The organism is Prauserella cavernicola (assembly GCF_016595675.1).
Lineage (GTDB): Bacteria > Actinomycetota > Actinomycetes > Mycobacteriales > Pseudonocardiaceae > Prauserella_A > Prauserella_A cavernicola.
Genome location: NZ_JAENJH010000005.1, coordinates 73,592 through 96,098, shown reverse-complemented (window position 1 = coordinate 96,098; position 22,507 = coordinate 73,592). Strand labels below are relative to the sequence as shown.

Sequence of the window (22,507 nt, the reverse complement as noted above, 5' to 3'; positions counted from 1 at the left end):
ACGGTGTCGAAACCTGAGAATCCATTCCGCGCAACACGCCTTCCCGATGCTGTGCCGCAATTGCGAATTCTTGCGATCCGGCTCTCGAAGGAGGAGAAGCGTGGAAGGGAATACGGCCTGGCTGCTCATCAGCGCCGCGCTGGTGTTGCTGATGACGCCGGGATTGGCGTTCTTCTACGGCGGCATGGTGCGCTCCAAGAGCGTGCTGAACATGCTGATGATGTGCTTCGGAGCGATGGGGCTCATCGGCGTGCTGTGGGTCATCTACGGCTACTCGATGACCTACGGCAGCGATGTCGCGGGCCTGCTCGGCAACCCGTTCGACATGCTCGGCCTCAGTGGCCTGATGACGCCGGAGGGCGACCCGACGGCCGGGACGGTCGACGTCGCGTTCCAGGCGATGTTCGCGATCATCACGGTGGCCCTGATCTCGGGCGCCGTGGCCGACCGCATGAAGTTCGGCTCCTGGATGATCTTCGGCGGCCTGTGGGCGACCATCGTCTACTTCCCCGTCGCGCACTGGGTCTGGGGCGACGGCGGCTGGATCGGTGAGCTCGGCGCGCTCGACTTCGCCGGTGGTACCGCGGTGCACATCAACGCCGGCGCGGCCGCGCTCGGTCTGGTGCTGGTGCTCGGCAAGCGCGTCGGCTGGCCGCGTGAGCCCATGAAGCCGCACAACCTGCCCTACGTTATGCTCGGCGCCGGTCTGCTGTGGTTCGGCTGGTTCGGCTTCAACGCCGGTTCGGCCTACGCCGCCGACGGTGTCGCCGGTATCGCGTTCATCAACACCGTCACCGCCACCTCGGCCGCGATGCTCGGCTGGCTGCTGCTGGAGCGCATCCGCGACGGCAAGCCGACCAGCCTCGGCGCCGCCTCCGGTGTGGTCGCCGGTCTGGTGGCCATCACGCCCGCGTGTGCCTACGTCGACACCTGGGGCGCGCTGTCCATCGGTGCGATCGCCGGTGTCCTCTGCGCGCTGGCCGTTGGCCTGAAGTACCGCTTCGGCTACGACGACTCGCTCGACGTCGTGGGCGTCCACCTCGTCGGTGGTCTGGTCGGCACGCTGATGCTCGGCTTCGTCGCGACCACCAGCGTCGCCCCCGACGGCACCGACGGCCTGTTCTACGGCGGTGACGTCGCGCTGCTCGGCAAGCAGGCCATCAGCGCCCTTGCGGTCATGGTCTACTCGGGCATCATCGCGGCCATCCTCGGCCTCATCATCAAGGCGATCAACGGTGGCCGCGTCACCAGGGAAGAGGAGATCAACGGCATCGACGAGGCCGAGCACGCCGAGTCGGCGTACGACTTCGCCGGTGGCCGTGGCGGCCGTGCCGCCTCGGCTGATTCCGGAGTCGCGGGCAACGCGAAGAAGCTCGAGGAGACGAAGTCATGAAACTGATCACCGCGATCGTCAAGCCGTTCACGCTCGACGACGTCCGGTCCGCTCTCGAGCAGCTCGGCGTGCTGGGCATGACGGTGAGCGAGGTCCAGGGCTACGGCAGGCAGAAGGGCCACACCGAGGTCTACCGCGGCGCCGAGTACGCCGTGGACTTCGTGGCCAAGCTGAAGGTCGAGGTCGTGACCGACGACGCCAACGTCGACAAGGTCATCGACGCGGTCGTCAGCGCGGCGCACACGGGCAAGATCGGCGACGGCAAGGTCTGGGTGACCTCGGTCGACACCGTCATCCGCGTCCGCACCGGTGAACGCGGCGCCGATGCACTCTAAGAAGGTGCCGTGGTCGTAGACGGACTCGTCGAGGCGGCCGACCGGCTGTTGGAGGGTCGCCACGGGCGGCTCGGAGCGACCGCGCTCCGAGCCGCGCTGGTGGACCTGTACGAGTTCTGGCTGAGCAAGGCCGCCACGGCGGCCGGCATCGACGTCAGGGACACCGCGTCCTCTGGTGTCGCGCTGGTCGCCGTCGGCGGCCTCGGTCGTCAGGAGCTCGTGCCGTTCTCCGACCTCGACCTGGTGCTGGTGCACAACGGACAACCGGACATCGGCACGATCGCGGACGCTCTCTGGTACCCGTTGTGGGACGCCAGGATCGGCCTCGACCACGCGGTGCGCACCCCGGCGGAGGCGCTCAAGGTGGCCTCCGAGGACCTGCGCACCGCGATCGGCCTGCTCGACGCCCGGCATCTCGCGGGCGACGCCGAGCTGACCGCACGGCTCGCCTCGGCGGCACGGGACCAGTGGCGCCGGACCGCCCGCAAACGGTTGCCGGAGCTGGCCGAGGCCACGCGTGAGCGCTGGCGGCGCAGCGGCGAGATCGCGCAGTCGGCCGAACCCGACCTCAAACACGGCCGGGGTGGCCTGCGCGACCTGGGGCTGCTGGACGCCTTCGCCGTGGCGCAGCTCGCCGACCGCCCCAACGAGGAACTCAAGGCGGCACGGGAACTCCTGCTCGACGTTCGCACGGAGCTGCGCAGGGAACTGCGCCGCGACCGCGACGTGCTCGGCGCCGGCGATGCCGAGCTGGTGGCGGGCGAACTGGACCTGGGAGACCGGTTCTCGTTGGCCCGCAAGCTCTCCGGGGCGGGCAGGGCCGTCGGCTACGCCGTCGACGTCGCACTGCGGGCCGCCGTGGAACCGCCGAGGACACGCTTCGGCAGGCGGCCCGGTCGCAGCCCGCTGGACGACGGCGTCGTGTTGCACGGCAACGAGGTCGCGCTCGCCCGCGACGCGGTGCCCGCGCGCGATCCGGGACTCCTGCTGCGGGTGGCGGCGGCCTCGGCCCGCACGGGCAGGCCGATCGCGCACGGGACACTGCGCACGCTCGCCGACTCGGCGCCCGAGCTGCGTGCCCCGTGGCCGGAACCCGCACGCAGGGCGCTCACCGAGCTGCTCGGTGCGGGGGAGGGGCTGGTCGACGCCGTGGAGGCGCTGGACCGCACGGGACTGTGGGCGCGCCTGTTCCCCGAGTGGGGCGCGGTGCGGGACGTGCCGCCGCGCGAGCCCGTGCATGCCTGGACCGTCGACCGGCATCTGGTGCAGGCGTGTGTGGAAGCCGCGCGGCTCACCACCACGGTCTCGCGTCCCGATCTGTTGCTGCTGGGCGCGTTGCTGCACGACATCGGCAAGGGCCGCGACGCCGACCACTCGGAGCTGGGCGCGAAGATCGCCGCACAGGTCGCGTCCAGGATCGGACTGTCCGATGAGGACATCACGATCGTCTCGGGCATGGTGCGCCACCACCTGCTCCTGCCGCACACGGCGACCCGCCGCGACATCAGTGAGCAGGAGACCGTCGAGCGGGTGGCCAAGACCGTCGACGGCAACCCGCTGCTGCTCGACCTGCTCGCCGCGCTGACACAGGCCGACTCGCTCGCGACAGGGCCCGGCGTGTGGACGGAGTGGAAGGCGGGGCTCATCCGTGAACTGGTGAGCCGGTGCCGAGGGCTGCTGCACGGCGACGCGTTCTCGGTGCCCGATCCGCTCGACGACACCCAGCGCGAGCTGGTGGCCGAGGCGGTGCGGACCACGCGGGGCGAGGCGAGGGTCACCGCGGCGGGCAAGCTCGCCACCGTGGTGCTCGCCGTTCCGGCCAACGCCGAGTTGCTGACCCCCGCGGCCGGGGTGCTGGCGCTGAACTCGCTCGAGGTGCACACCGCGATGTTGCGCAGTCACGGCGGGGGCCGCGTCGGCGTGTTCACGGCGTCGCCGAGGTTCGGCACGCTGCCGGACGCGGGGTTGCTGCGCGACCAGTTCGCCAGGGCCGTCGCGGGCGGACTCGCGCTGAGCCAGAAGCTGGCTGAGAAGGAAAAGGACTACGACACGCCGCTGCCGTCGCCCGCTGCGCCGAAGGTGCTGTGGTTCGACGACGAGACGGCGGCGCCCGGCGCCGTCGTGCTCGAACTGCGTGCGGTAGACCGGATCGGCCTGCTGCACCGGGTCGCCGGTGCGCTGCGGCGCTGCGACGCCGAGGTGCGCTGGGCGAAGGTGGCGACGCTCGGGTCCAGGGTGGTCGACTCGTTCGCCGTCTCCGCGCGGCACGGCGTCGTCGACCAGGAGTGGCGGTCGCGGGTCGAACAGGCCGTGCTCGCTGCGGCCACCTGAACGAGCCCGCCTGGGCACCGGGGTGGACTGGGTAGTTCTACCCACGGCAGGTGTGGTGTCTTCACGCTGCCGCGACCACCCCGCTCCCGGGCAGGCTGTGACCTGCCCGGGTTGAGGTGCCCGGAACGGGCTCGGATCGCCTGGTACTGGGGGTCTGGCGAACGAGCCGGACCCACGAGGGCACCCACTGGGGCAGCCCGCCGCCCGGCCGGGACCAGGGGAGGTGACCGGCCGGGCGGTCCCGCACGATGGCGCGGCCAGTACCCTGGGAAGATGTCGGCCCCGCGGCCGACGGAACACCAACGACCTGCTGGAGCGTGCACCCCGTGTTCGACACACTCTCCGATCGGCTCACGTCGGTCCTGCAGAACCTTCGCGGCAAGGGCAAGCTCTCCGACGCCGACATCGATGCCACCGCGCGCGAGATCCGCATCGCGCTGCTGGAGGCCGACGTCGCGCTGCCCGTGGTCCGCGAGTTCATCGGCCAAGTCAAGGAGCGTGCGAAGGGCGCAGAGGTCTCCGAGGCCCTCAACCCCGCGCAGCAGGTCATCAAGATCGTCAACGAGGAGCTCGTCGGCATCCTCGGCGGCGAGACGCGGCGCGTCCACCTGGCCAAGAACCCGCCGACGGTCATCATGCTCGCCGGTCTGCAGGGTTCCGGTAAGACCACGCTCGCGGGCAAGCTCGCGCAGTGGCTGAAGAAGCAGGGCCACGCGCCGATGCTGGTGGCCTGTGACCTCCAGCGTCCCAACGCGGTCACGCAGCTGCAGGTCGTCGGTGAGCGTGCCGGGGTGGCCACGTTCGCGCCGGAGCCGGGCAACGGCGTCGGCGACCCGGTGGACGTCGCGCGGCGCAGCATCGAGGAGGCCAGGCACGCGCAGCACGACGTGGTCGTGGTCGACACCGCCGGTCGGCTCGGTGTCGACGAGGAACTGATGCGCCAGGCCGCCGACATCCGCGACGCGGTCCAGCCTGACGAGACGCTGTTCGTGGTCGACGCCATGATCGGTCAGGACGCCGTCACCACCGCCGAGGCGTTCCGCGACGGCGTCGGTTTCACCGGTGTGGTCCTCACCAAGCTCGACGGCGACGCCCGCGGTGGTGCCGCGCTGTCGGTCCGGCACGTCACCGGCCAGCCGATCCTGTTCGCGTCCAACGGTGAGAAGCTCGAGGACTTCGACGTCTTCCACCCCGACCGCATGGCCAGCCGGATCCTCGGCATGGGCGACATGCTCACCCTGATCGAGCAGGCCGAGGAGGCCTTCGACCAGGAGAAGGCCGAGAAGGCCGCGGCCAAGCTCGGCACCGGCGAGCTGACGCTGGAGGACTTCCTCGAGCAGATGCTGGCCGTGCGCAAGATGGGCCCGATCGGCAACCTGCTGGGCATGCTGCCGGGCGCGGGCCAGATGAAGGACCAGCTCTCGCAGGTCGACGACAAGCAGCTCGACCGGCTGCAGGCGATCATCCGCGGCATGACGCCCGCCGAGCGGGAGAACCCGAAGGTCATCAACGCCTCCCGCAGGCAGCGCATCGCGCGCGGGTCGGGCGTCGCCGTGCGCGATGTGAACGACCTGGTCAACCGGTTCTACGAAGCCCGCAAGATGATGCAGCAGATGGCGGGCAGGTTCGGCTTCGGCGGCGGAAGCGCCACGAAGAAGCAGCACGTGCGCAAGGGCAAGAAGGGTAAGAAGGGCAAGAAGATCCAGCAGAAGCCGCGCGGCGGTTTCCCCGGTGGTCTGCCCGGCGGGTTCCCGCCCGCCGCCGGCGGCGGTGGCGGGATGCCGGACCTGTCGCAGCTCGGCGGTGGACTCAACGACCTGCCTCCCGGTTTCGACCCCTCGAAGCTCAATCTGCCCAAGAACAAGTAGTCCGTGTTCCACCTGCGCGGGGTCGTGCTGCCCGACGGCGGCGAGCGCGACGTGTGGATCAGCGACGGCCGGATCTCGTTCGAACCGGTCGAGGGCGCGCGCACGCTCGACGGGGCGTTTCTCGTGCCCGGCCTCGTGGACGCCCACTGCCATCCCGGCATCGGCGTCGACGGCCCCACCAGCCTCGAGGAGGCCACCGAGCAGGCGCTGACCGACCGGGACGCGGGCACGTTGCTCATTCGCGACTGTGGGGTGCCCATCGACACGCGGCCGTTGCAGCGGCGCGCCGACCTGCCGCGCATCATCCGCGGCGGGCAGCACCTGGCACTGCCCAAGCGCTACGTCCCGCGGCTCGGTATCGACCTCGAGGGTCCCGACCAGCTGCCCGAGGCCGTCGCCGAGCAGGCGGCGGCAGGCGACGGCTGGGTCAAGATCGTCGGCGACTGGATCGACCGCGGTGCCGGCGACCTGGCGCCGTTGTGGCCGGACGACGTGCTCGCCGAGGCGGTCAAGGTCGCGCACGACGCGGGCGCGCGGGTCACCGCGCACGTGTTCGGTGAGGCGGCGATGCCGGGCCTGGTCGCCGCGGGCATCGACTGTCTCGAGCACGGCACGGGGCTCTCCGCCGACCTGCTCGCCGAGATGGCGCGCCGCGGCACCGCGCTGGTGCCCACGCTGATCAACATCGAGAACTTCCCCGGCATCGCCGACGCGGCCGCCAAGTACCCGGTCTACGCCGCGCACATGCGCGCACTGCACGCCGGGGTCGCCGACATGGTCGGTGCCGCGCTCGACGCGGGCGTCGCCGTCTACGCGGGCACCGACGCGGGCGGCATGGTGGCGCACGGCAGGCTGCCCGACGAGATCGAGGCGCTGCACCGCGCCGGGATGTCGGCCGAGCAGGCGCTGGCCTCGGCGTCGTGGGCGGCCAGGGAGTGGCTCGGCCACGAGTGCATCGCCGAGGGCGCACCAGCCGATCTGGTGATCTTCGACGCCGACCCCCGCGAGGACCTGGAAGTTCTGCGCGGTCCTCGGCACATCATCCTGCGCGGAAACCTGATCTAGTCACCCCATCGGCGGCCGAGGTGGCGCCACCGGGACCGCGTCGCGACTAAGGTTGCCCAGCAGTGCGACGTCGCGGACGGGAGGTGCGGTGGCTCGCAACGAACAGGATCCGCCACCGATTCGCGACGGACTCGTTCTCGGCGCCCACTGGGGGTTTCTCACCTTCTTCGCCGGGCTCGGCGGGTACTACCTGCTCAGCCTGATCCTCACCGCCGTCGCGGTCGGCGGCGAGGGAGAGGTCGGCTCCCTGCGGATTCCCGAGCTGGGCCCGCTGGTGCTGCTCGCGTTCGTGCCCAACCTGCTGCTCGGCCTCGCGCCGGTCTTCGGCGCCCGCCGCTGGGGCAGGGGAGTGCTCGCCGAGTACCGCCTGCTGCCCAACAGCAGGGACCTCGTGGTCGGGCTCGCCTGTGGTGGGTTCGCGCTGCTGACGGGGTATGTGCTCAACGTGCTCCTGCTGGAGGTCTACGGCACCGAGCGGATGAGCGACCCGCTCACCGAGGTCTTCGGCGGGATCGCGACCGACACCGGCTGGCTGGTGGTGGCCGCGCTGATCGTGGTGGTCTGCGCGCCGCTCACCGAGGAACTGTTCGTCAGGGGAGCGCTGTGGAACGGTCTCGCCCACTACCGCGTGCCGCCGTGGGTGATCCTCCTGCTCACGGCACTGGTGTTCGCGCAGCTGCACGGCGAGCCGTCGCGCACGATCGCGCTGCTCGGCCAGGGCATCGTGATCGGCTACGCGCGGTTGATCACCGACCGGGTCGGTGCGAGCGTGGTGGCACACGCGACGAACAACCTGCCCCCGGCGCTGCTGCTGTTCGGCTCGTAATCGAGCGTGTGCTCACAGTAGGCTCGCCAGGTCTGGACCTCGGCGCTGGAGGATGGGTGTGACGTCACCGAACGCGGGAGAACCGGTGTCCGGGATCGACGTGCCCGATGTGTCCGACGTGCCCGTTGTCGAGGTCGACGAGGCGCCCCCGCCGGCTCACCGCTGGGGTTTCGGTGCGTTCCTGTTCGTCGAGGCCGTTCTGCTCGTGTCCGCGGCGTTGGTGGGAGCGCTGCTGGTGCAGGGCGGTTCGGCCGACTCGCTGCCGGTGCACGACGTCCTGATCGGCACCATCACCCCCACCGTGATCGCGGCGCTGACCGCACTGGCCATCACCAAGGTGCGTGGCAACGGCCCCCTCGCCGACCTGCGCCTGTCGTGGCGCTGGGACGACGTGAAGCTCGGGCTGAAGTTCGGCGTGCTCGGCCTGGTGTGCACCAGTGTCGGCGTGTTCGTGTGGACCAAGGCGGTGGGAGAGCAGAACTCCAGTTCCGCCATCAGCGCGCTCGTCGAGGACAAGCCGATGTCGGTGTCGGCGGCGATCGTGATGTTCCTCTACCTGTGGCTGCTGGGCCCGATCTGCGAGGAGATCATCTACCGCGGCCTGCTGTGGGGCGCGACGGAACGGCTGGAGTGGAACAAGGAGAAGTGGGGCCGCTTCGCCGCGTTCGTGCTGTCCACGGCCGTGTTCGCGATGAGCCACCTCGAACCACTGCGGACACCGTTGCTACTGGTGATCTCCATTCCCATCGGGCTCGCCCGCCTGGTGACGGGCAGGCTGCTGGGCAGCATCGTGGCCCACCAGATGAACAACTTCCTGCCCGCGCTGGCGATCCTGCTGACCGCGCTGGGCGTGGTCGGTTACTGAGGCTGCTGCGCCTGCGCGTCGAGCAGGCGGGCCCTGCTGTTGACCAGGTGCACCCGCGCGGCGGCGCGGGCCGCGTCGGCGTCGGCGCGCTCGATGGCGGTGTAGATGTTCTCGTGCTCGCCCGCCGTGCGCGCGAACCGCTCCGGGTTCGCCGGCATGCGCTCGCGGTGCATGATGATCATCCCGGGCCCGAACGACTTGATCAGGTCGGCGAAGTAGCGGTTGCCCGCCGCGAGCGCGATCCGCAGGTGGAACCGGAAGTCGGCGTGCACCGAGGCGCTCGGGTTGCCGCCGCTGGCGGCGAAGGCGTCGAGCGCCTCACGCAGGTCCGCCAGCTGGGCGTCGGTGCGCCTGCGGGCGGCGAGTGCGGCGGCCTCCACCTCGACGCCGGTGCGGAACTCGATCAGCTCCAGCGCCCCGTCGATCGTCAGCTCGCCCGCCTCGCCGACCTCGAACGGCGTGGTGCTGGGCTGGGCCAGCACGAAGCTGCCCCTGCCGTGCCGGGTCTCGACCAGTCCGGCGGCCTGCAGCCGCGAGATCGCCTCGCGCACCACCGTGCGGCTCACGCCGTAGGTCCGCACGAGCTCACCCTCGGTCGGCAGCCGCTCGCCGGGCTGGATCACGCCTTCCTGGATGCGCGCCGTCAGCTGCGCGAGAAGCTCCTGGGTTCTGCTCAAGCGGTCACCGTAACGCTGTCGGTCGTCCACGCCCTCGCCTGGTCGCTGACGGTGAGCCCGAGGCCGGGGCGGTCGGGCACCAGCATGCGGCCGTCCTTGATCTCCATGCGCTCGGTGAACAGCGGCTCGAGCCACTCGAAGTGCTCGACCCACGTCTCCTGCGGATAGGTCGCCGCGAGGTGCAGGTGGATCTCCATCGCGTAGTGCGGCGCGATCTGCAGCCTGTGCTGCTCGGCCAGCGCGGCCAGCTTGAGGAACTGCGTGATGCCGCCGATGCGCGGGGCGTCCGGCTGGACGATGTCGGCGCCGCCCGCCCTGATCAGCTCGGCGTGCTCCGCGACGCTCGTGAGCATCTCGCCCGTGGCGATGGAGGTGTCGAAGGTGCGTGCCAGCTCGGCGTGGCCGGTGTGGTCGTAGGCGTCGAGCGGCTCCTCGATCCACACCAGCTCCAGCGGTTCGAGCCTGCGGCACATGCGCTGCGCGGCGGGCCGGTCCCACTGCTGGTTCGCGTCGACCATCAACGGCACGTCGTCGCCGAGGTGCTCGCGGACCTTGGTCACGCGCTCGATGTCCACGCGCCAGTCGGGGTGCCCGACCTTGAGCTTGACGCCCGCGATGCCGCGCTCGCGGGAGGCGGTGGTGTTCTCGAGGACCTCCTCGATCGGGACGTGCAGGAAGCCGCCCGAGGTGTTGTAGCAGCGGACCGAGTCGCGGTGGGCGCCGATGAGCTTGGCCAGCGGCAGGTCCGCGCGCTTGGCCTTGAGGTCCCACAGCGCGACGTCGATGGCCGCGATCGCCTGGGTGGACAGGCCGCTGCGCCCCACCGAAGCTCCCGCCCAGACCAGCTTGGTCCACAGGCGGTCGATGTCGCTGGGGTCCTCGCCGATGAGCTCGGGGGCGACCTCGACGGCGTGGGCGTACTGGCCGGGCCCGCCCGCACGCTTGGAGTAGCCGAAGCCGAAGCCCTCGTGGCCGGACTCGGTCCGGATCTCGGCGAAGAGCAGGGCCACCTCGGTCATCGGTTTCTGCCGTCCGGTGAGCACCTTGGCGTCGCTGATGGGCGTGTGCAGCGGCAGCGTGACGGTGGAGATCGTGACTGAGGAGATGCGATCAGCGGTCATGGCGAGAGATCGTACAACTCGACGAGAAGTCAGACAACGGTCAGATCGCGGAGAACCACAGGTGCCCCGCGAGGACGAGCCCGGCCAGTGCGATGGCGATCCGCAGCGGGCGCTCGGGCAGCCGCCGCACGATCGAGGGCCCGACCCAGCTGCCCACCAGTGCGCCCGCGCCGAGGACCGCGGCCGCCACCCAGTTCACCGGCGCCAGGAACGCGAAGGCCACCGCGGCGGTCACGTTCGCCGCCCCGGTCGCGATGTTCTTCACCGCGTTGGTCACCGGCAGTGGCTCGGTGGCCGACACCGACAGCACCGCGAGCATCAGCACGCCCGCTCCCGCGCCGAAGTAGCCGCCGTAGACGCCGACGAGCGCCACGGACACCCCGAGGGGCAGCAGCGACGGCGGCCCGGTCCGCGACTTCGCGCGACCGTCGGCCACCTCGCGCAGCCGGTCGCTGAACAACAGCAGTACCGAGCCGAGCGCGATGAGCCACGGCACCACGAGCTCGAAGGTCGACGCGGGCGTGGTGAGCAGGAGCAGTGCGCCGACCGAGCCGCCCAGCACCGCGAGCAGGCCGAGCCGCAGCAGCCTGCGCAGCTGGCCGCGCAGTTCCCTGCGCGAGCCGCTCGCGGCGCCGACCGTGGTCGAGAACATCGCCACGGTGTTGGTCACGTTGGCCGCGATCGGCGGCAGGCCCGTCGCGAGCAGCGCGGGATAGCTGAACAGTGAGGCGAGGCCCGCCATGGAACCGACCAGGCCCGCGGCGAGGCCCGCCAGCACCAGTAGTGCGGCGGAGTCGAGCCCCAAGCTCAGCGCCCCGTGGTGAGATCGGCCGTGGCCGCGAGGTCGACCGGGGCCATGCGCTCGATCGCCAGCCGCGTGCGCTGCATGGCCTCGACGATGTCGTCACGCCGCTCGGGCGTGAGCCCGCTCAGCGGTACCGAGCAGCTGATCGCGTCGATCGGGGGAGTGCTGTAGCGCAGGGCGAAGCCGAAGCACATGACGCCCGCGTAGTTCTCCTCGTTGTCCACCGCGTAGCCGCGCTCGCGCGTCAGCTCGAGGTCGGCGATGAGGTCGGCCCGCTCGACCAGCGTGTTCGGGGTGAGCGGCGTGACCTGGGCCGGCACGTGGTCGTCGATCCCGGTCTCGAGCCGCTCGGACAGCAGCGCCTTGCCCATCGACGTGCTGAACGCGGGCAGCCTGCGGCCGACCCTGCTGAACGGCCGGATGTACTTGCTCGACTCGCGCGTGGCGAGGTAGACGATGTCGCCGCGGTCGAGCCTGCCGTAGTGGATGGTCTCGTCGAGCTCGGCGGACAGGTCGGCGATCAGCGGCTGGATGATCCGCAGGTATGGGTCGGTGTCGAGGTAGGTCGTTCCGGCGAGCAGCGCGCGGATGCCGATGCTGTACTGAGTTCCGCTGGCGTCGGCCCGCACCCAGCCGTGCTCGACGAGCGTGCGGATCAGCGCGTAGACACTGCTGCGCGGTGCCCCCAGTGCGTCACTCAGCTCGCGGAGGCGAGCGGGCCGGTTCTGTCGCGACGCCAGCAGTTCCAGCAGTTCCATGGTCCTGGCGGCGGACTTCACACCTCGCACACCGGTCTCTCGCTCAGCTTCCACGGTTGACAGCTTATCAAGGCCCGGGTAACACTGCTCCGCACATGACAGACGTCTACATATGGAGACACCTTGACTGCCACGTATACAGCGGAGGCCGTTGAACGGCTCCAGAACGGGATGGCGACAGCGGTGCTGTCGTTCCCGCTGACGCCGTTCCACGCCGATGGCGCCATCGACACCGACGCCTTCCGTGCCCACGTGCGCGGTCAGCTCGCCGCCAAGCCCGGCGCTCTGTTCCCCTGCTGCGGCACCGGCGAGTTCTTCTCCCTCGCCGAGGACGAGTACGAAACCCTCATCACGATCGCCGTCGAGGAGTCCGCGGGCACCGCACCCGTGGTCGCGGGCGCGGGCTACGGGTGGGCGCAGGCCGGCCGCTTCGTCGCCGCCGCTCAGCGCGCGGGCGCCGACGCGGTGCTGCTGATGCCGCCCTACCTCGTCGAGACCCCGCAGGCGGGCCTGGTCGACCACGTGCGCAAGGTCGCCGAGAACACGGAGCTGCCGCTGATCGTCTACCAGCGCGCCCAGGTCAAGATCGCCGTGCCGACCGTGGCCGAGCTCGCGACCATCCCCAACGTCATCGGCATCAAGGACGGCCACTGCGACCTCGACCAGCTCCAGCGCATCAAGCTCGCCGCCCCGCCGGAATGGCTGTTCTTCAACGGCGCCGCCACCGCTGAGATGCAGGCGCGCTCCTACCGCGCCATCGGCGTTCCCGCCTACTCCTCGGCCGTGCACGCCTTCGCGCCCGAGATCTCCCAGGCCTTCTTCCGCGCGTTCCACGCCGACGACCACGCGACCGTCGAGCGACTGCTCAGCGAGTTCTTCGTGCCGCTGGTGGAGCTGCGCGACAAGGGCACCGGCTACGCCGTCGCGCTCGTCAAGGCAGCCGCCCGGCTTCGCGGGGCCACCGTCGGCCCGGTGCGCGCGCCGCTGCGCGACCTGCCGACCGACCACCTCGAAGAACTGGACGCACTGCTGACCAAGGGCCTCGCCCTCGTGGGTGCGACCCGCTGACGTACTTCCTTCCCCACCGGTAGTACTTCCCAGGAGGATCAATGAAGATTCTGTCCAGAAACCGCACCGTGCGGAGTGCCGCCCTGTTCGCCGCCGCGGCGCTCGCCCTGTCGGCCTGCTCCGTGCAGGGCGGCTCGGGTGACGGCGACGGCGGCGGCGACTACCCGACCCGCCCCGTCGAGTTCAGCGTGCCCACCGAGCCCGGCGGCAGCACCGACCTCGTCACCAGGGCGCTCGCCAAGAGCATCGAGGAGCCGCTCGGCCAGAGCGCCGTCGTCCTCAACAAGCCCGGCGCCAACGGCAAGATCGCGGGCAAGGACGTCTTCAGCAGCAACCCCGACGGCTACCGCGTGGCCGTGATGCCCCAGTCGCTGTTCGCCGTGGGCCCGCTCGTGCTCGACGACCCCGATGCCGTGCAGCTCGAGGACATGACCTTCATCAAGGGCCTCGCCGTCGAGGACTACGTGATGGTGGTGCCCGCCGACTCGCCCATCAAGTCGGTGGAGGACCTCAAGAAGGCGGGCAACATCAAGTACGGCACCACCGGCGCGGGCACGGGGAGTCAGCTGTCTCAGGCCCTGCTGCTCGGCCTGCAGAAGGTGAAGGCCACCGCGGTGCCCTTCGACGGTGGCGGCCCGACGCTCACCGCCGTGCTCGGCGGCAAGGTCGACGCGGCCGGGCTGCAGATCGCCGAGGCCTTCGAACAGATCAAGGCGGGCGAGCTGCGCGGGCTCGCGGTGTTCTCGAAGGAGCGGCTCGACGCACTGCCCGACGTGCCCACCGCCACGGAGCTCGGCTACGACGTGACCGTGGACCAGCGCCGCTTCGTCGCCGCACCCGCCGGCCTTCCCGACGACGTGCGCGACAAGCTCTCCTCCGCCATCGACGAGGCCGTGCAGTCCAAGGAGTACTCCGACGTGCTCGAGTCCAGCTACATCGGCCGCTGGGACGCCGACGGCGCCGAGGTCGAGAAGCAGCTGCGCGAATCCCGTGACCAGTTCAAGACGATGACGGAGGAGCTCGGCGTCGACATGAAGGGTCAGTCATGACGACTCCCGATCAGGAGCAGGAGGCGCGGCCGAGCGAGAGCTACGCGCGCAGGCAGAACGTCATCGCTGCGTCGGTGCTGTTCGTCGTCGGCGCGGGTGCCGCCCTCCTGTCCTGGCAGCTCGGGATCGGCGACCTCGCCGATCCCGGGCCCGGGATGTGGCCGCTGATCGTCAGCGTCGCCATGGCCGTGATCGCGGTCGTGCTCGTGGTGCGCTCCGCCCCCACCGGCGAGGAGGAACGGTTCGGCCGCGAGTCCCTCGTCGTGGCGGCGGGCGTCGTCTCCCTGCTCGGCTACGTGTTCCTGTTCGAGCGCGTCGGCTTCGAGATCCCGACCGTCGCGCTGCTGGTGCTGTGGCTCAAGCTGCTCGGCCGCGAGTCGTGGCTCATGACGGCCATCGTCTCGCTGTCCGCCACCACCGCGATCTACCTGCTGTTCATCACCGGGCTCGGGGTGTCGCTGCCCCACATCGTGCACTTCTAGAGGACTAGCCAATGGATTTCCTGTCTCCGGTGCTCGACGGGTTCGGGGTCGTCTTCCAGCCGGACAACCTGCTGTACTGCCTGCTCGGCGTCACGCTGGGCATGCTCGTCGGCGTGCTGCCCGGCCTCGGGCCCGCCGCCACGATCGCGATCCTGCTGCCGATCACCTACAACATCGAGCCCACGTCGGCGATCATCATGCTCGCCGGCATCTTCTACGGCGCGCAGTACGGCGGCACGATCACGTCGGTGCTGCTGCGCCTGCCTGGTGAGGCCTCCAGCGTCGTCACCGCCATCGACGGGCACGAGATGGCGAGACAGGGGCGCGCCGGTGCCGCACTCGGCATCGCCGCGATCGGTTCCTTCATCGGTGGCACGATCGCCATCGTCGCGCTGACCTTCGTGGCGCCGCTCGTGTCGGGTTTCGCCATCGACTTCGGCCCCGCCGAGTACACGATGCTCGCGCTGCTCGGCATCCTGCTCGTCACCACGCTGGGCACCGGCTCGATCTTCAAGAGCCTGGCGATGGCCACGCTGGGGCTGCTGCTCGCCACCATCGGCCAGGACCCGTTGCTCGGCACCGCGCGCCTGACCTTCGGCAGTGACCAGCTGCTCGACGGCATCGACTTCGTGATCGTCGCGATGGGCCTGTTCGGTGTCGGCGAGATCCTCTACAACCTCGAGGCGCTGCGGAAGAAGGCGCCGAAGGCGGCCCCGGTCGGGTCGGTCTACCCGACCCGCAAGGACTTCTCCGAGTCCAAGGGCGCGATCGCGCGCGGTTCGCTGTCGGGCTTCCTGCTCGGCATCCTGCCCGGCGGCGGCGCCACGATGTCGTCGATGGTCGCCTACGCCGTCGAGAAGAAGGCCACCAAGCGGCCCGAGAAGTTCGGCCGGGGCGCGATCCAGGGTGTCGCCGGTCCCGAGACCGCCAACAACGCCGCGGCGACGTCGTCGTTCATCCCGTTGCTGTCGCTGGGTATTCCAGCCAACGCGACGATGGCGATCATGTTCGGCGCCCTCATGCTGCAGGGCATCACCCCCGGCCCGTTGCTGGTCGAGGAGGAGCCGCAGCTGTTCTGGGGTGTCGTCAACTCGATGTACATCGGCAACCTGCTGCTGCTCGCGATGAGCCTGCCGCTGATCGGCATCTTCGTGCGCATCCTCAAGGTGCGGGCGGCGATCCTGGCCCCGCTGACGATCCTCATCACGATGATCGGCGTCTACACGGTCCGCAACAACGTCTTCGACATGTACCTCGTCATCGGGCTCGGCCTGCTCGGCTACCTGATGAAGAAGGTCGGGTTCGAGCCGGGGCCGCTCGTGCTGGCGTTCGTGCTCGGCGGAATCCTCGAGTCGGCCTTCCGCCGCTCGATGAGGACGTTCGACGGCGAACTGTCCGGCTTCCTCGGCGAACCGATCGCGGCCTCGCTGCTCGGCGCCATCGTGCTTCTCATCCTGCTCTCAGTGCTGCGAGCCGTCCGCTCCCGGAACAAGGCCACCCAGAACAAGGAGAACAAGAACAGCGATGTCACACCTGCAGAGCGTGAACCCGAGGACGGGGCAGAGCAGCGAGACCGAGATCCTGCCGAGCACCCCTGACGACGTCGACGCGGCCGCGACGCGGGCGCGGGCGGCCTTCGCGGAGCTGAGCCTGCGCCACCGCGCGTGGCGTGCGGGACTGCTGCGGGCGCTGGCCGACGGGCTGGAGTCGCGCCGCGAGCAGATCGTCGCCACCGCGGACGGCGAGACCGGCCTCGGCGAGCCCCGGCTCAACGGCGAGCTCACCAGGACCTGCTTCCAGCTGCGCCTCTTCGCCGACGTGGTCACCGAGGGCGGCTACCTCGAGGCCACGGTCGACCACGCCGGCGACACGGCGATGGGCCCGCGTCCTGACCTGCGCCGGATGCTGCTGCCTCTGGGCCCGGTCGCCGTCTTCGGCGCGAGCAACTTCCCGCTCGCGTTCTCGGTCCCCGGCGGCGACACGGCGTCGGCGCTCGCGGCGGGCTGTCCCGTGATCGTGAAGGCCCACGGCTCGCACGTGCTGACCTCGCGGCTGTGCGGCGAGGCGCTGGAGGCCGCGGCGATCGAGTACGGCGCTCCCGAGGGCACGATCGGCGTGGTCTACGGCCGGGAGGCCGGGGTGCGGCTCGTGCGGCACCCGGACATCAAGGCGGTCGGGTTCACCGGTTCGCTCGGCGGCGGCAAGGCGCTGCTCGAGCTCATCAACACCAGGCCGGAGCCCATCCCGTTCTACGGCGAACTCTCCGGCATCAACCCGCTCGTGGTCACGCAGGCCGCGGCCAAGGAGCGGGCCGACGAGATCGGCGCGGGCCTGGCCGGGTCGTTCACGCTCGGCGCGGGCCAGTTCTGCACCAAGCCGGGTCTGGCGTTCGTGCCGAGGACCGACGAGGGCGAGGCCGTGCTGGCCGCTCTGCGGACGGCCGTGGAGGGAACGGGCGCGCAGGTGCTGCTCAACAAGGGCATCCGCGACTCGTTCGCCTCGGGTTCGGAGCGGCTCGCGGGCCTCTCCGGCGTGGGGACGGCCGCCACCGGCGGTGAGCCGGACGATTCGGGTTTCACGGCGCAGCCGCGCGTGTTGACCATCGACGCCGCCGAGCTCGACACCGACGTCGCCACCGAATGTTTCGGCCCGCTCGTGGTCGTGGTGCGCTACTCCGAGAACGAGGAGCTGCTCGCCGCAATGGCGCGACTGGAGCCCTCGCTGACGTCGACGGTGCACCTCGGAACCGACGAGGCCACCCAGGCCACCGACCTGTTGGCGGGTCTGCAGGCCGTGTCGGGCAGGCTCGTGTTCGACGGCTACCCGACGGGCGTCGCGGTGTCGTGGGCCCAGCACCACGGCGGGCCGTGGCCGTCCACCAACAGCATCCACACGTCGGTGGGCACCACGGCGATCCGCCGCTTCCTGCGCCCGTTCGCCTGGCAGGGCGCTCCGCAGGCCGTGCTGCCGCCGGAGCTGCGCGACGGCTCCGTCGACGTGCCCGTTCGGGTGGACGGCGTGCTCACGCTCCCCGGGAACGGGTGAGCACGGGCCGTCTGGCAAAATGATTGCTTGCCCGCTCCGGTTCGGACCCTCTCACCGTCCGGGGCGACCACACATACCTGCGGGCATTCGGATCCGGCTCCCCACTCGGATCGTGTCCCGAACCGAGTAGCGAAACGACAGGAGTACCCACACCCGTGGCCGTCAAGATCAAGCTGCAGCGCCTGGGCAAGATCCGTGCGCCGTACTACCGCATCATCGTCGCGGACGCGCGCACCCGCCGGGATGGCAAGGCCATCGAGACGATCGGCAAGTACCACCCCAAGGAGGAGCCGAGCTTCATCGAGGTCGACTCCGACCGCGCCCAGCACTGGCTGAAGGTCGGCGCGCAGCCCACCGAGCCGGTGCAGCGTCTCCTGGAAGTCACCGGTGACTGGCAGAAGTTCAAGGGCCTGCCGGGCGCCGAGGGCACGCTGAAGCAGCGCGAGGAGAAGCCGTCGAAGCAGGACCTCTTCAACGCGGCCCTGGCCGCCGCGGGCGACGAGCCCGCCGGCGACGCCACCACGCCGAAGAAGAAGGCCGCCAAGAAGGCTGACGCCGCTCCCGAGGGCGAGGCCGAGACCGAGAAGAAGGCCGACGAGGCGTGAGCTTCTTGGCCGACTCGCTCGAGCACCTGGTGCGCGGCATCGTCGACAACCCGGACGACGTCCGGGTCGAACTGGTCACCACCCGCCGCGGTCGCACCCTCGAGGTGCACGTCCACCCGGACGACCTCGGCAAGGTGATCGGCCGGGGTGGCCGCACGGCCACCGCCCTGCGCACCGTGATGGGAGCCATCGGCGGCCGGGGCGTTCGCGTCGACGTCATCGATACCGACCGCTGAGAAACGCACCGTGCAGGTCGTGGTCGGGCGGGTCGCCAAAGCGCACGGCATCCGTGGAGAACTCTCCGTGGACGTGCGCACCGACTCGCCCGAAGAGCGTTTCGCAGAGGGGACGGTGCTGACCGGTCAGGCTCGTGACGGCAGCACCACGCGGCTCACCGTGGCAGCCGCCCGCTGGCACAGCGGGCGGCTGCTCATGCGTTTTGCCGAGGTTCCGGACCGGACGGTCGCCGAGGAGCTGCGCGGCGTCCTGCTGCTCGGCGACACCGCCGATCTCCCTCCGATCGAGGATCCGGACGAGTTCTACGACCACGAGCTCGAGGGCCTGCGCGCGGAACTGACCGACGGCACAGCCCTCGGCACCGTGCGCGAGGTCGTCCACTCACCGGGCGGCGAACTGCTCGCGATCGACCGTGAGGGCGGCGGCGAGGTGCTCGTGCCGTTCGTGCGGGTCATCGTCCCGACCGTCGACATCGCCGGAAAGCGGGTCGTCGTCGACCCGCCAGAGGGGTTGCTGGACGTCTGATGCGGATCGACGTCGTCACGATCTTTCCCGAGTACCTGCAGCCGCTGCGGGCGGCGCTGCTGGGCCGCGCCATCGAGCGCGGCCTCATCGACATCGGGGTCCACGACCTGCGGGACTGGACCCACGACGTGCACCGTGCCGTGGACGACGCGCCGTACGGCGGCGGTCCCGGCATGGTCATGAAGCCCCAGATCTGGGGCGACGCGCTCGACACCGTCTGCGGTGAGCGCACCCGGCTCGTCGTCCCGACGCCTGCCGGCAGGCCGTTCACGCAGGAACTCGCCCACGCCTACGCCGCAGAGGAACACCTGGTGTTCGCGTGCGGGCGCTACGAGGGCATCGACCAGCGCGTGATCGACGACGCCGCCAGGCGCATGCCCGTCGACGAGGTCTCCATCGGCGACTACGTGCTGGTCGGCGGCGAGGCCGCGGTACTGGTGATCGTCGAGGCTGTCGTCCGCCTGCTGCCCGGGGTGCTCGGCAACCCGGTGTCGGCCGAGCAGGACTCGTTCTCCGACGGTCTGCTCGAGGGCCCCAGCTACACCCGGCCGGAGGTCTGGCGAGAGCTGGCCGTGCCGGACGTCCTGCGTTCCGGCAACCACGCGCTGATCGACCGGTGGCGCAGGGACCAGGCGCTCGAGCGCACCCATCGCCGACGGCCCGACCTGCTGGAACAGCTGCCCGAAGGCAGCCTCGACAAGCACGATCGAGCGGTGCTCGACCGGCTCCGCCACGAACCCGGTGATTAGACCCGGCATCCCATCTGCAATACTTGACCGGTTGGCGCGACGTAATCACGCGCCGCCAAGCTCCTGGGCCACCCGCTGTCATGCAGGCGCGCGCCCGGATGTACGCCGAAGCCACATGAAGACGAGGACGGACCACCGATGAACACCCTGGACGCGTTGGACGCTCAGTCGCTGCGTTCCGACATCCCGCACTTCCGCCCGGGCGACACGCTGAAGGTTCACGTCCGCGTTATCGAGGGCAACCGCGAGCGCAACCAGGTCTTCCAGGGCGTCGTCATCCGCCGTCAGGGCGGTGGCGCCCGCGAGACCTTCACCGTGCGCAAGGTGTCGTTCGGCGTTGGCGTCGAGCGGACCTTCCCGGTGCACTCGCCCAACATCGCCAAGATCGAGGTCGACAAGCGCGGTGACGTCCGCCGGGCGAAGCTCTACTACCTCCGCGAGCTGCGGGGCAAGGCCGCCAAGATCAAGGAGCGGCGCGAAGCACCCTCTGCTTCCTGAGTAGTCAAGCCGTTACCGTAGCCTGGCCACGTGGTCGAGCCTGTGCCTTCAAACGCCGCGGAAGACGAGCCGGAGCGCTCGGAGGAGAATGACCCTCGCGGTCGTCACCAAGCCGAGTCCGCCGAGACTGGCGCCGATGACGCTCCGGCCGCTTCGCGTCGGAAGCAGAAGAAGCAGCGCTCGTTCTGGAAAGAGCTGCCGATCCTGATCGTGGTGGCGCTCGTCCTCGCGTTTCTGATCCAGCAGTTCCTGGCCAGGGTCTACATGATCCCGTCGGGATCGATGGAAGAGACGCTCCACGGCTGCGCGGGCTGCACCCCGGACCGGATCCTGGTCGACAAGATCACGTACGACTTCTCGGATCCGGGCCCCGGCGACGTCGTGGTGTTCCGCGGCCCGCAGCCGTGGGTCGAGAACGACGCTCCCGTCCCGGAGTCCGGCAACTCGGTCGCCCGCTTCTTCCAGAGCATTGGCTCCGTGTTCGGCCTCGCGCCGCCCGACGAGCGCGACTTCGTGAAGCGCATCATCGCCACCGGCGGCCAGACCGTGGAGTGCTGTGACGACGAGAACCGCGTTCTCGTCGACGGCAGACCACTGGACGAGCCCTACATCTACTGGCAGGGCGGCCGCGAGGAGCAGGACGACTTCGGCCCCGTGACCGTGCCCGAGGGCACCGTCTGGGTCATGGGCGACAACCGCAACAACTCTCTCGACTCCCGCTTCCAGGGCGGTGGCGGAGAGCGCGGCGCCGTCCCGGTCGACAACATCATCGGCAAGGCACGTCTGATCGTCCTGCCGCCGTCGCGCTGGGGCACCGTCAGTGATCACAACCCGCAGGCCGAACCCGCCAACGCCATGAGCGCGCCCGCCTGGCAGCAGGGCGTGCCGTTGGGTATCGGCGTGGTCGCCGCGTGGCCGACAGTGCAGGTGAGCCGCAAGGTCGGTGCCGCGGTTCGTGGGACGGTCAGACGAGGGCGGTAGACCGAGTGAGCGCCGGACCCACTGGTGTACTGCGCCCTCCACGCGCCGTGGTTCGCGGCGAGACGTCCTGGGCGTTGCAGAGCGCGCTGGACCGTCGCGGCCTCGGCCCGGTGGCCGGTGTCGACGAGGCCGGCAGGGGAGCGTGCGCGGGTCCGCTCGTGGTCGCGTCCTGCATCCTGCGTCCCGGTGACGGAGCCAGACTCACCGAGCTGACCGACTCGAAACTGCTGACGGCGCTCGCGCGCGAGCGCGTCTACGAACGGGTCCTTCGCCGCGCGCTCGACTACTCGATCGTGGTGATCTCACCCGCCGAGGTCGATGCGCTGGGCATCCACGTCACCAACATCGAGGGTATGAGACGGGCGATCGCCGGGCTCGACCTCGCGCCCGGCTACGTGCTCATCGACGGGTTCCGGGTGCCGGGGCTTCCCGCGCCGAGCGTGCCGGTGATCAAGGGCGACCGCGCGGTCGCGTGCGTGGCCGCCGCATCGGTGCTGGCCAAGGTGACGCGCGACCGCATCATGGCCGGACTGCACGACGAGCACCCGGTGTACGGGTTCGACGTGCACAAGGGCTACACGACGACCGAGCATGGCGAGGCGCTGACGGCCCACGGCCCGAGCCCGGTGCATCGCTGGTCCTACACGAACGTCGCCGTCGCGGGGCGGGCGCACGGCAAGGTCGCTCCCCACAAGGTGATGCTGACCGCGGCCGCGTTGCAGGCCGAGGCGAGGAAACGCGCGGCGAAGGACGCGGAGCTCGACCAATACCTGTTCGAGCTGCCGGATTCCGGCGAGGTCGCCGAGGTGTCCGGCGCCGAGTTGTGAGGCGCTCGTGCACAATGGTTGTTCCGCCGGGAACGGCTTTGCGAGGGTTGCGAGGAGGGGCGCGGAGTAGATGAGCGCAGAGGATCTCGAGAAGTACGAGACCGAGATGGAGCTGTCGCTGTACCGGGAGTACCGCGACATCGTCGGGCAGTTCTCGTACGTCGTGGAGACCGAGCGGCGGTTCTACCTGGCCAATGCCGTGGACGTACAGGTCCGCGACAGCGGTGGCGAGGTGTATTTCGAGGTGCGGATGTCGGACGCCTGGGTCTGGGACATGTACCGGCCCGCACGGTTCGTCAAGAACGTCCGGGTCATCACGTTCAAGGACGTCAACGTCGAGGAGCTCGACAAGCCCGAGCTGCGGCTTCCCGAGGACGGCCCCTTCGGCGGCTGAGCC

The 22,507-nt window shown here is 70.2% G+C and carries 24 protein-coding genes; 20 read left to right on the top strand and 4 right to left on the bottom strand.

What is annotated here, in order from left to right:
• Positions 1 to 100: 100 nt before the first annotated feature.
• From JHE00_RS20835 to JHE00_RS20805, 7 genes are all read left to right on the top strand, one after another.
• The gene (locus JHE00_RS20835; RefSeq protein WP_307832036.1) at positions 101 to 1,393 is read left to right on the top strand and encodes an ammonium transporter; all 1,293 of its coding nucleotides are present in this window, start codon (positions 101 to 103) and stop codon (positions 1,391 to 1,393) included.
• Positions 1,390 to 1,728: a P-II family nitrogen regulator gene (locus JHE00_RS20830; RefSeq protein ID WP_200320662.1), complete on the top strand. Its 339-nt coding sequence runs from the start codon at positions 1,390 to 1,392 to the stop codon at positions 1,726 to 1,728. The genes JHE00_RS20835 and JHE00_RS20830 overlap by 4 nt, the downstream gene beginning before the upstream one ends.
• Positions 1,729 to 1,737: 9 nt before the next feature.
• Positions 1,738 to 4,059, top strand: a complete 2,322-nt coding sequence (locus JHE00_RS20825; RefSeq protein ID WP_200320660.1) for a [protein-PII] uridylyltransferase — start codon at positions 1,738 to 1,740, stop codon at positions 4,057 to 4,059.
• Positions 4,060 to 4,385: 326 nt separating this feature from the next.
• The gene (gene ffh, locus JHE00_RS20820) at positions 4,386 to 5,927 is read left to right on the top strand and encodes a signal recognition particle protein (RefSeq protein ID WP_200320659.1); all 1,542 of its coding nucleotides are present in this window, start codon (positions 4,386 to 4,388) and stop codon (positions 5,925 to 5,927) included.
• 3 nt (positions 5,928 to 5,930) lie between these two features.
• Positions 5,931 to 6,992, top strand: a complete 1,062-nt coding sequence (locus tag JHE00_RS20815) for an amidohydrolase family protein (protein ID WP_200320657.1) — start codon at positions 5,931 to 5,933, stop codon at positions 6,990 to 6,992.
• Between the two features lie 88 nt (positions 6,993 to 7,080).
• Positions 7,081 to 7,818 (top strand): CPBP family intramembrane glutamic endopeptidase, encoded by a 738-nt coding sequence (locus JHE00_RS20810; protein ID WP_200320655.1) that lies wholly within the window; start codon positions 7,081 to 7,083, stop codon positions 7,816 to 7,818.
• A gap of 52 nt (positions 7,819 to 7,870) precedes the next feature.
• A complete protein-coding gene (locus JHE00_RS20805; protein WP_200320653.1) occupies positions 7,871 to 8,683 on the top strand; it encodes a CPBP family intramembrane glutamic endopeptidase in 813 nt (270 codons plus the stop codon).
• On the opposite strand, the gene JHE00_RS20800 is transcribed toward JHE00_RS20805, so the two are convergent.
• The 4 genes from JHE00_RS20800 to JHE00_RS20785 are packed head-to-tail and all read right to left on the bottom strand — an operon-like array spanning position 8,677 to position 12,098.
• Positions 8,677 to 9,360, bottom strand: a complete 684-nt coding sequence (locus JHE00_RS20800; RefSeq protein WP_200320651.1) for a FadR/GntR family transcriptional regulator — start codon at positions 9,358 to 9,360, stop codon at positions 8,677 to 8,679. The genes JHE00_RS20805 and JHE00_RS20800 overlap by 7 nt on opposite strands.
• Positions 9,357 to 10,481, bottom strand: coding sequence for an L-talarate/galactarate dehydratase (locus JHE00_RS20795; RefSeq protein WP_200320649.1), 1,125 nt, complete (start codon positions 10,479 to 10,481; stop codon positions 9,357 to 9,359). Before JHE00_RS20795 ends, JHE00_RS20800 begins: the two co-directional genes overlap by 4 nt.
• A 40-nt stretch (positions 10,482 to 10,521) precedes the next feature.
• Complete coding sequence (locus tag JHE00_RS20790) at positions 10,522 to 11,286, bottom strand: sulfite exporter TauE/SafE family protein (protein WP_200320646.1); 765 nt, start codon at positions 11,284 to 11,286, stop codon at positions 10,522 to 10,524.
• A 2-nt stretch (positions 11,287 to 11,288) separates the two neighbouring features.
• A complete protein-coding gene (locus tag JHE00_RS20785; RefSeq protein ID WP_307832035.1) occupies positions 11,289 to 12,098 on the bottom strand; it encodes an IclR family transcriptional regulator in 810 nt (269 codons plus the stop codon).
• A 69-nt stretch (positions 12,099 to 12,167) separates the two neighbouring features.
• Between JHE00_RS20785 and JHE00_RS20780 the strand changes: the two genes are divergently transcribed.
• The 13 genes from JHE00_RS20780 (at position 12,168) to JHE00_RS20720 (ending at position 22,504) form a co-directional block, all read left to right on the top strand.
• Entirely contained in the window at positions 12,168 to 13,112 is a 945-nt protein-coding gene (locus JHE00_RS20780) for a 5-dehydro-4-deoxyglucarate dehydratase (protein ID WP_200320643.1), read from the top strand.
• A gap of 41 nt (positions 13,113 to 13,153) precedes the next feature.
• The gene (locus JHE00_RS20775; RefSeq protein WP_200320641.1) at positions 13,154 to 14,161 is read left to right on the top strand and encodes a tripartite tricarboxylate transporter substrate binding protein; all 1,008 of its coding nucleotides are present in this window, start codon (positions 13,154 to 13,156) and stop codon (positions 14,159 to 14,161) included.
• The gene (locus tag JHE00_RS20770; RefSeq protein ID WP_200320639.1) at positions 14,158 to 14,643 is read left to right on the top strand and encodes a tripartite tricarboxylate transporter TctB family protein; all 486 of its coding nucleotides are present in this window, start codon (positions 14,158 to 14,160) and stop codon (positions 14,641 to 14,643) included. The genes JHE00_RS20775 and JHE00_RS20770 overlap by 4 nt, the downstream gene beginning before the upstream one ends.
• Positions 14,644 to 14,654: 11 nt before the next feature.
• Entirely contained in the window at positions 14,655 to 16,241 is a 1,587-nt protein-coding gene (locus JHE00_RS20765) for a tripartite tricarboxylate transporter permease (protein ID WP_200320637.1), read from the top strand.
• Positions 16,168 to 17,688 (top strand): aldehyde dehydrogenase (NADP(+)), encoded by a 1,521-nt coding sequence (locus tag JHE00_RS20760; RefSeq protein ID WP_200320635.1) that lies wholly within the window; start codon positions 16,168 to 16,170, stop codon positions 17,686 to 17,688. Before JHE00_RS20765 ends, JHE00_RS20760 begins: the two co-directional genes overlap by 74 nt.
• Positions 17,689 to 17,843: 155 nt before the next feature.
• Positions 17,844 to 18,293 (top strand): 30S ribosomal protein S16, encoded by a 450-nt coding sequence (rpsP, locus tag JHE00_RS20755; protein ID WP_200320633.1) that lies wholly within the window; start codon positions 17,844 to 17,846, stop codon positions 18,291 to 18,293.
• A complete protein-coding gene (locus JHE00_RS20750; protein ID WP_200320631.1) occupies positions 18,290 to 18,529 on the top strand; it encodes an RNA-binding protein in 240 nt (79 codons plus the stop codon). The genes rpsP and JHE00_RS20750 overlap by 4 nt, the downstream gene beginning before the upstream one ends.
• Before the next feature lie 10 nt (positions 18,530 to 18,539).
• Positions 18,540 to 19,055: a ribosome maturation factor RimM gene (rimM, locus tag JHE00_RS20745; protein ID WP_200320628.1), complete on the top strand. Its 516-nt coding sequence runs from the start codon at positions 18,540 to 18,542 to the stop codon at positions 19,053 to 19,055.
• On the top strand, positions 19,055 to 19,804 hold the full coding sequence (gene trmD, locus JHE00_RS20740; protein WP_200320626.1) for a tRNA (guanosine(37)-N1)-methyltransferase TrmD: 750 nt from the start codon (positions 19,055 to 19,057) through the stop codon (positions 19,802 to 19,804). The genes rimM and trmD overlap by 1 nt, the downstream gene beginning before the upstream one ends.
• 138 nt (positions 19,805 to 19,942) lie before the next feature.
• Entirely contained in the window at positions 19,943 to 20,302 is a 360-nt protein-coding gene (gene rplS, locus JHE00_RS20735; RefSeq protein ID WP_200320623.1) for a 50S ribosomal protein L19, read from the top strand.
• Between the two features lie 42 nt (positions 20,303 to 20,344).
• On the top strand, positions 20,345 to 21,283 hold the full coding sequence (gene lepB / locus JHE00_RS20730) for a signal peptidase I (RefSeq protein WP_200321255.1): 939 nt from the start codon (positions 20,345 to 20,347) through the stop codon (positions 21,281 to 21,283).
• Between the two features lie 47 nt (positions 21,284 to 21,330).
• On the top strand, positions 21,331 to 22,110 hold the full coding sequence (locus tag JHE00_RS20725) for a ribonuclease HII (RefSeq protein WP_200320621.1): 780 nt from the start codon (positions 21,331 to 21,333) through the stop codon (positions 22,108 to 22,110).
• Positions 22,111 to 22,180: 70 nt separating this feature from the next.
• Entirely contained in the window at positions 22,181 to 22,504 is a 324-nt protein-coding gene (locus tag JHE00_RS20720; protein ID WP_200320619.1) for a DUF2469 domain-containing protein, read from the top strand.
• The last annotated feature ends 3 nt before the right edge of the window (positions 22,505 to 22,507 follow it).

Bases quoted from the DNA above. Each gene is read 5' to 3' on its own strand.
- JHE00_RS20830 (WP_200320662.1), top strand. From the start codon at position 1,390: ATGAAACTGATCACCGCGATCGTCAAGCCGTTCACGCTCGACGACGTC.
- JHE00_RS20805 (WP_200320653.1), top strand. From the start codon at position 7,871: ATGGGTGTGACGTCACCGAACGCGGGAGAACCGGTGTCCGGGATCGAC.
- JHE00_RS20795 (WP_200320649.1), bottom strand. From the start codon at position 10,481: ATGACCGCTGATCGCATCTCCTCAGTCACGATCTCCACCGTCACGCTG.
- JHE00_RS20775 (WP_200320641.1), top strand. From the start codon at position 13,154: ATGAAGATTCTGTCCAGAAACCGCACCGTGCGGAGTGCCGCCCTGTTC.
- JHE00_RS20770 (WP_200320639.1), top strand. From the start codon at position 14,158: ATGACGACTCCCGATCAGGAGCAGGAGGCGCGGCCGAGCGAGAGCTAC.
- JHE00_RS20765 (WP_200320637.1), top strand. From the start codon at position 14,655: ATGGATTTCCTGTCTCCGGTGCTCGACGGGTTCGGGGTCGTCTTCCAG.
- JHE00_RS20760 (WP_200320635.1), top strand. From the start codon at position 16,168: ATGTCACACCTGCAGAGCGTGAACCCGAGGACGGGGCAGAGCAGCGAG.
- trmD (WP_200320626.1), top strand. From the start codon at position 19,055: ATGCGGATCGACGTCGTCACGATCTTTCCCGAGTACCTGCAGCCGCTG.
- rplS (WP_200320623.1), top strand. From the start codon at position 19,943: ATGAACACCCTGGACGCGTTGGACGCTCAGTCGCTGCGTTCCGACATC.
- JHE00_RS20720 (WP_200320619.1), top strand. From the start codon at position 22,181: ATGAGCGCAGAGGATCTCGAGAAGTACGAGACCGAGATGGAGCTGTCG.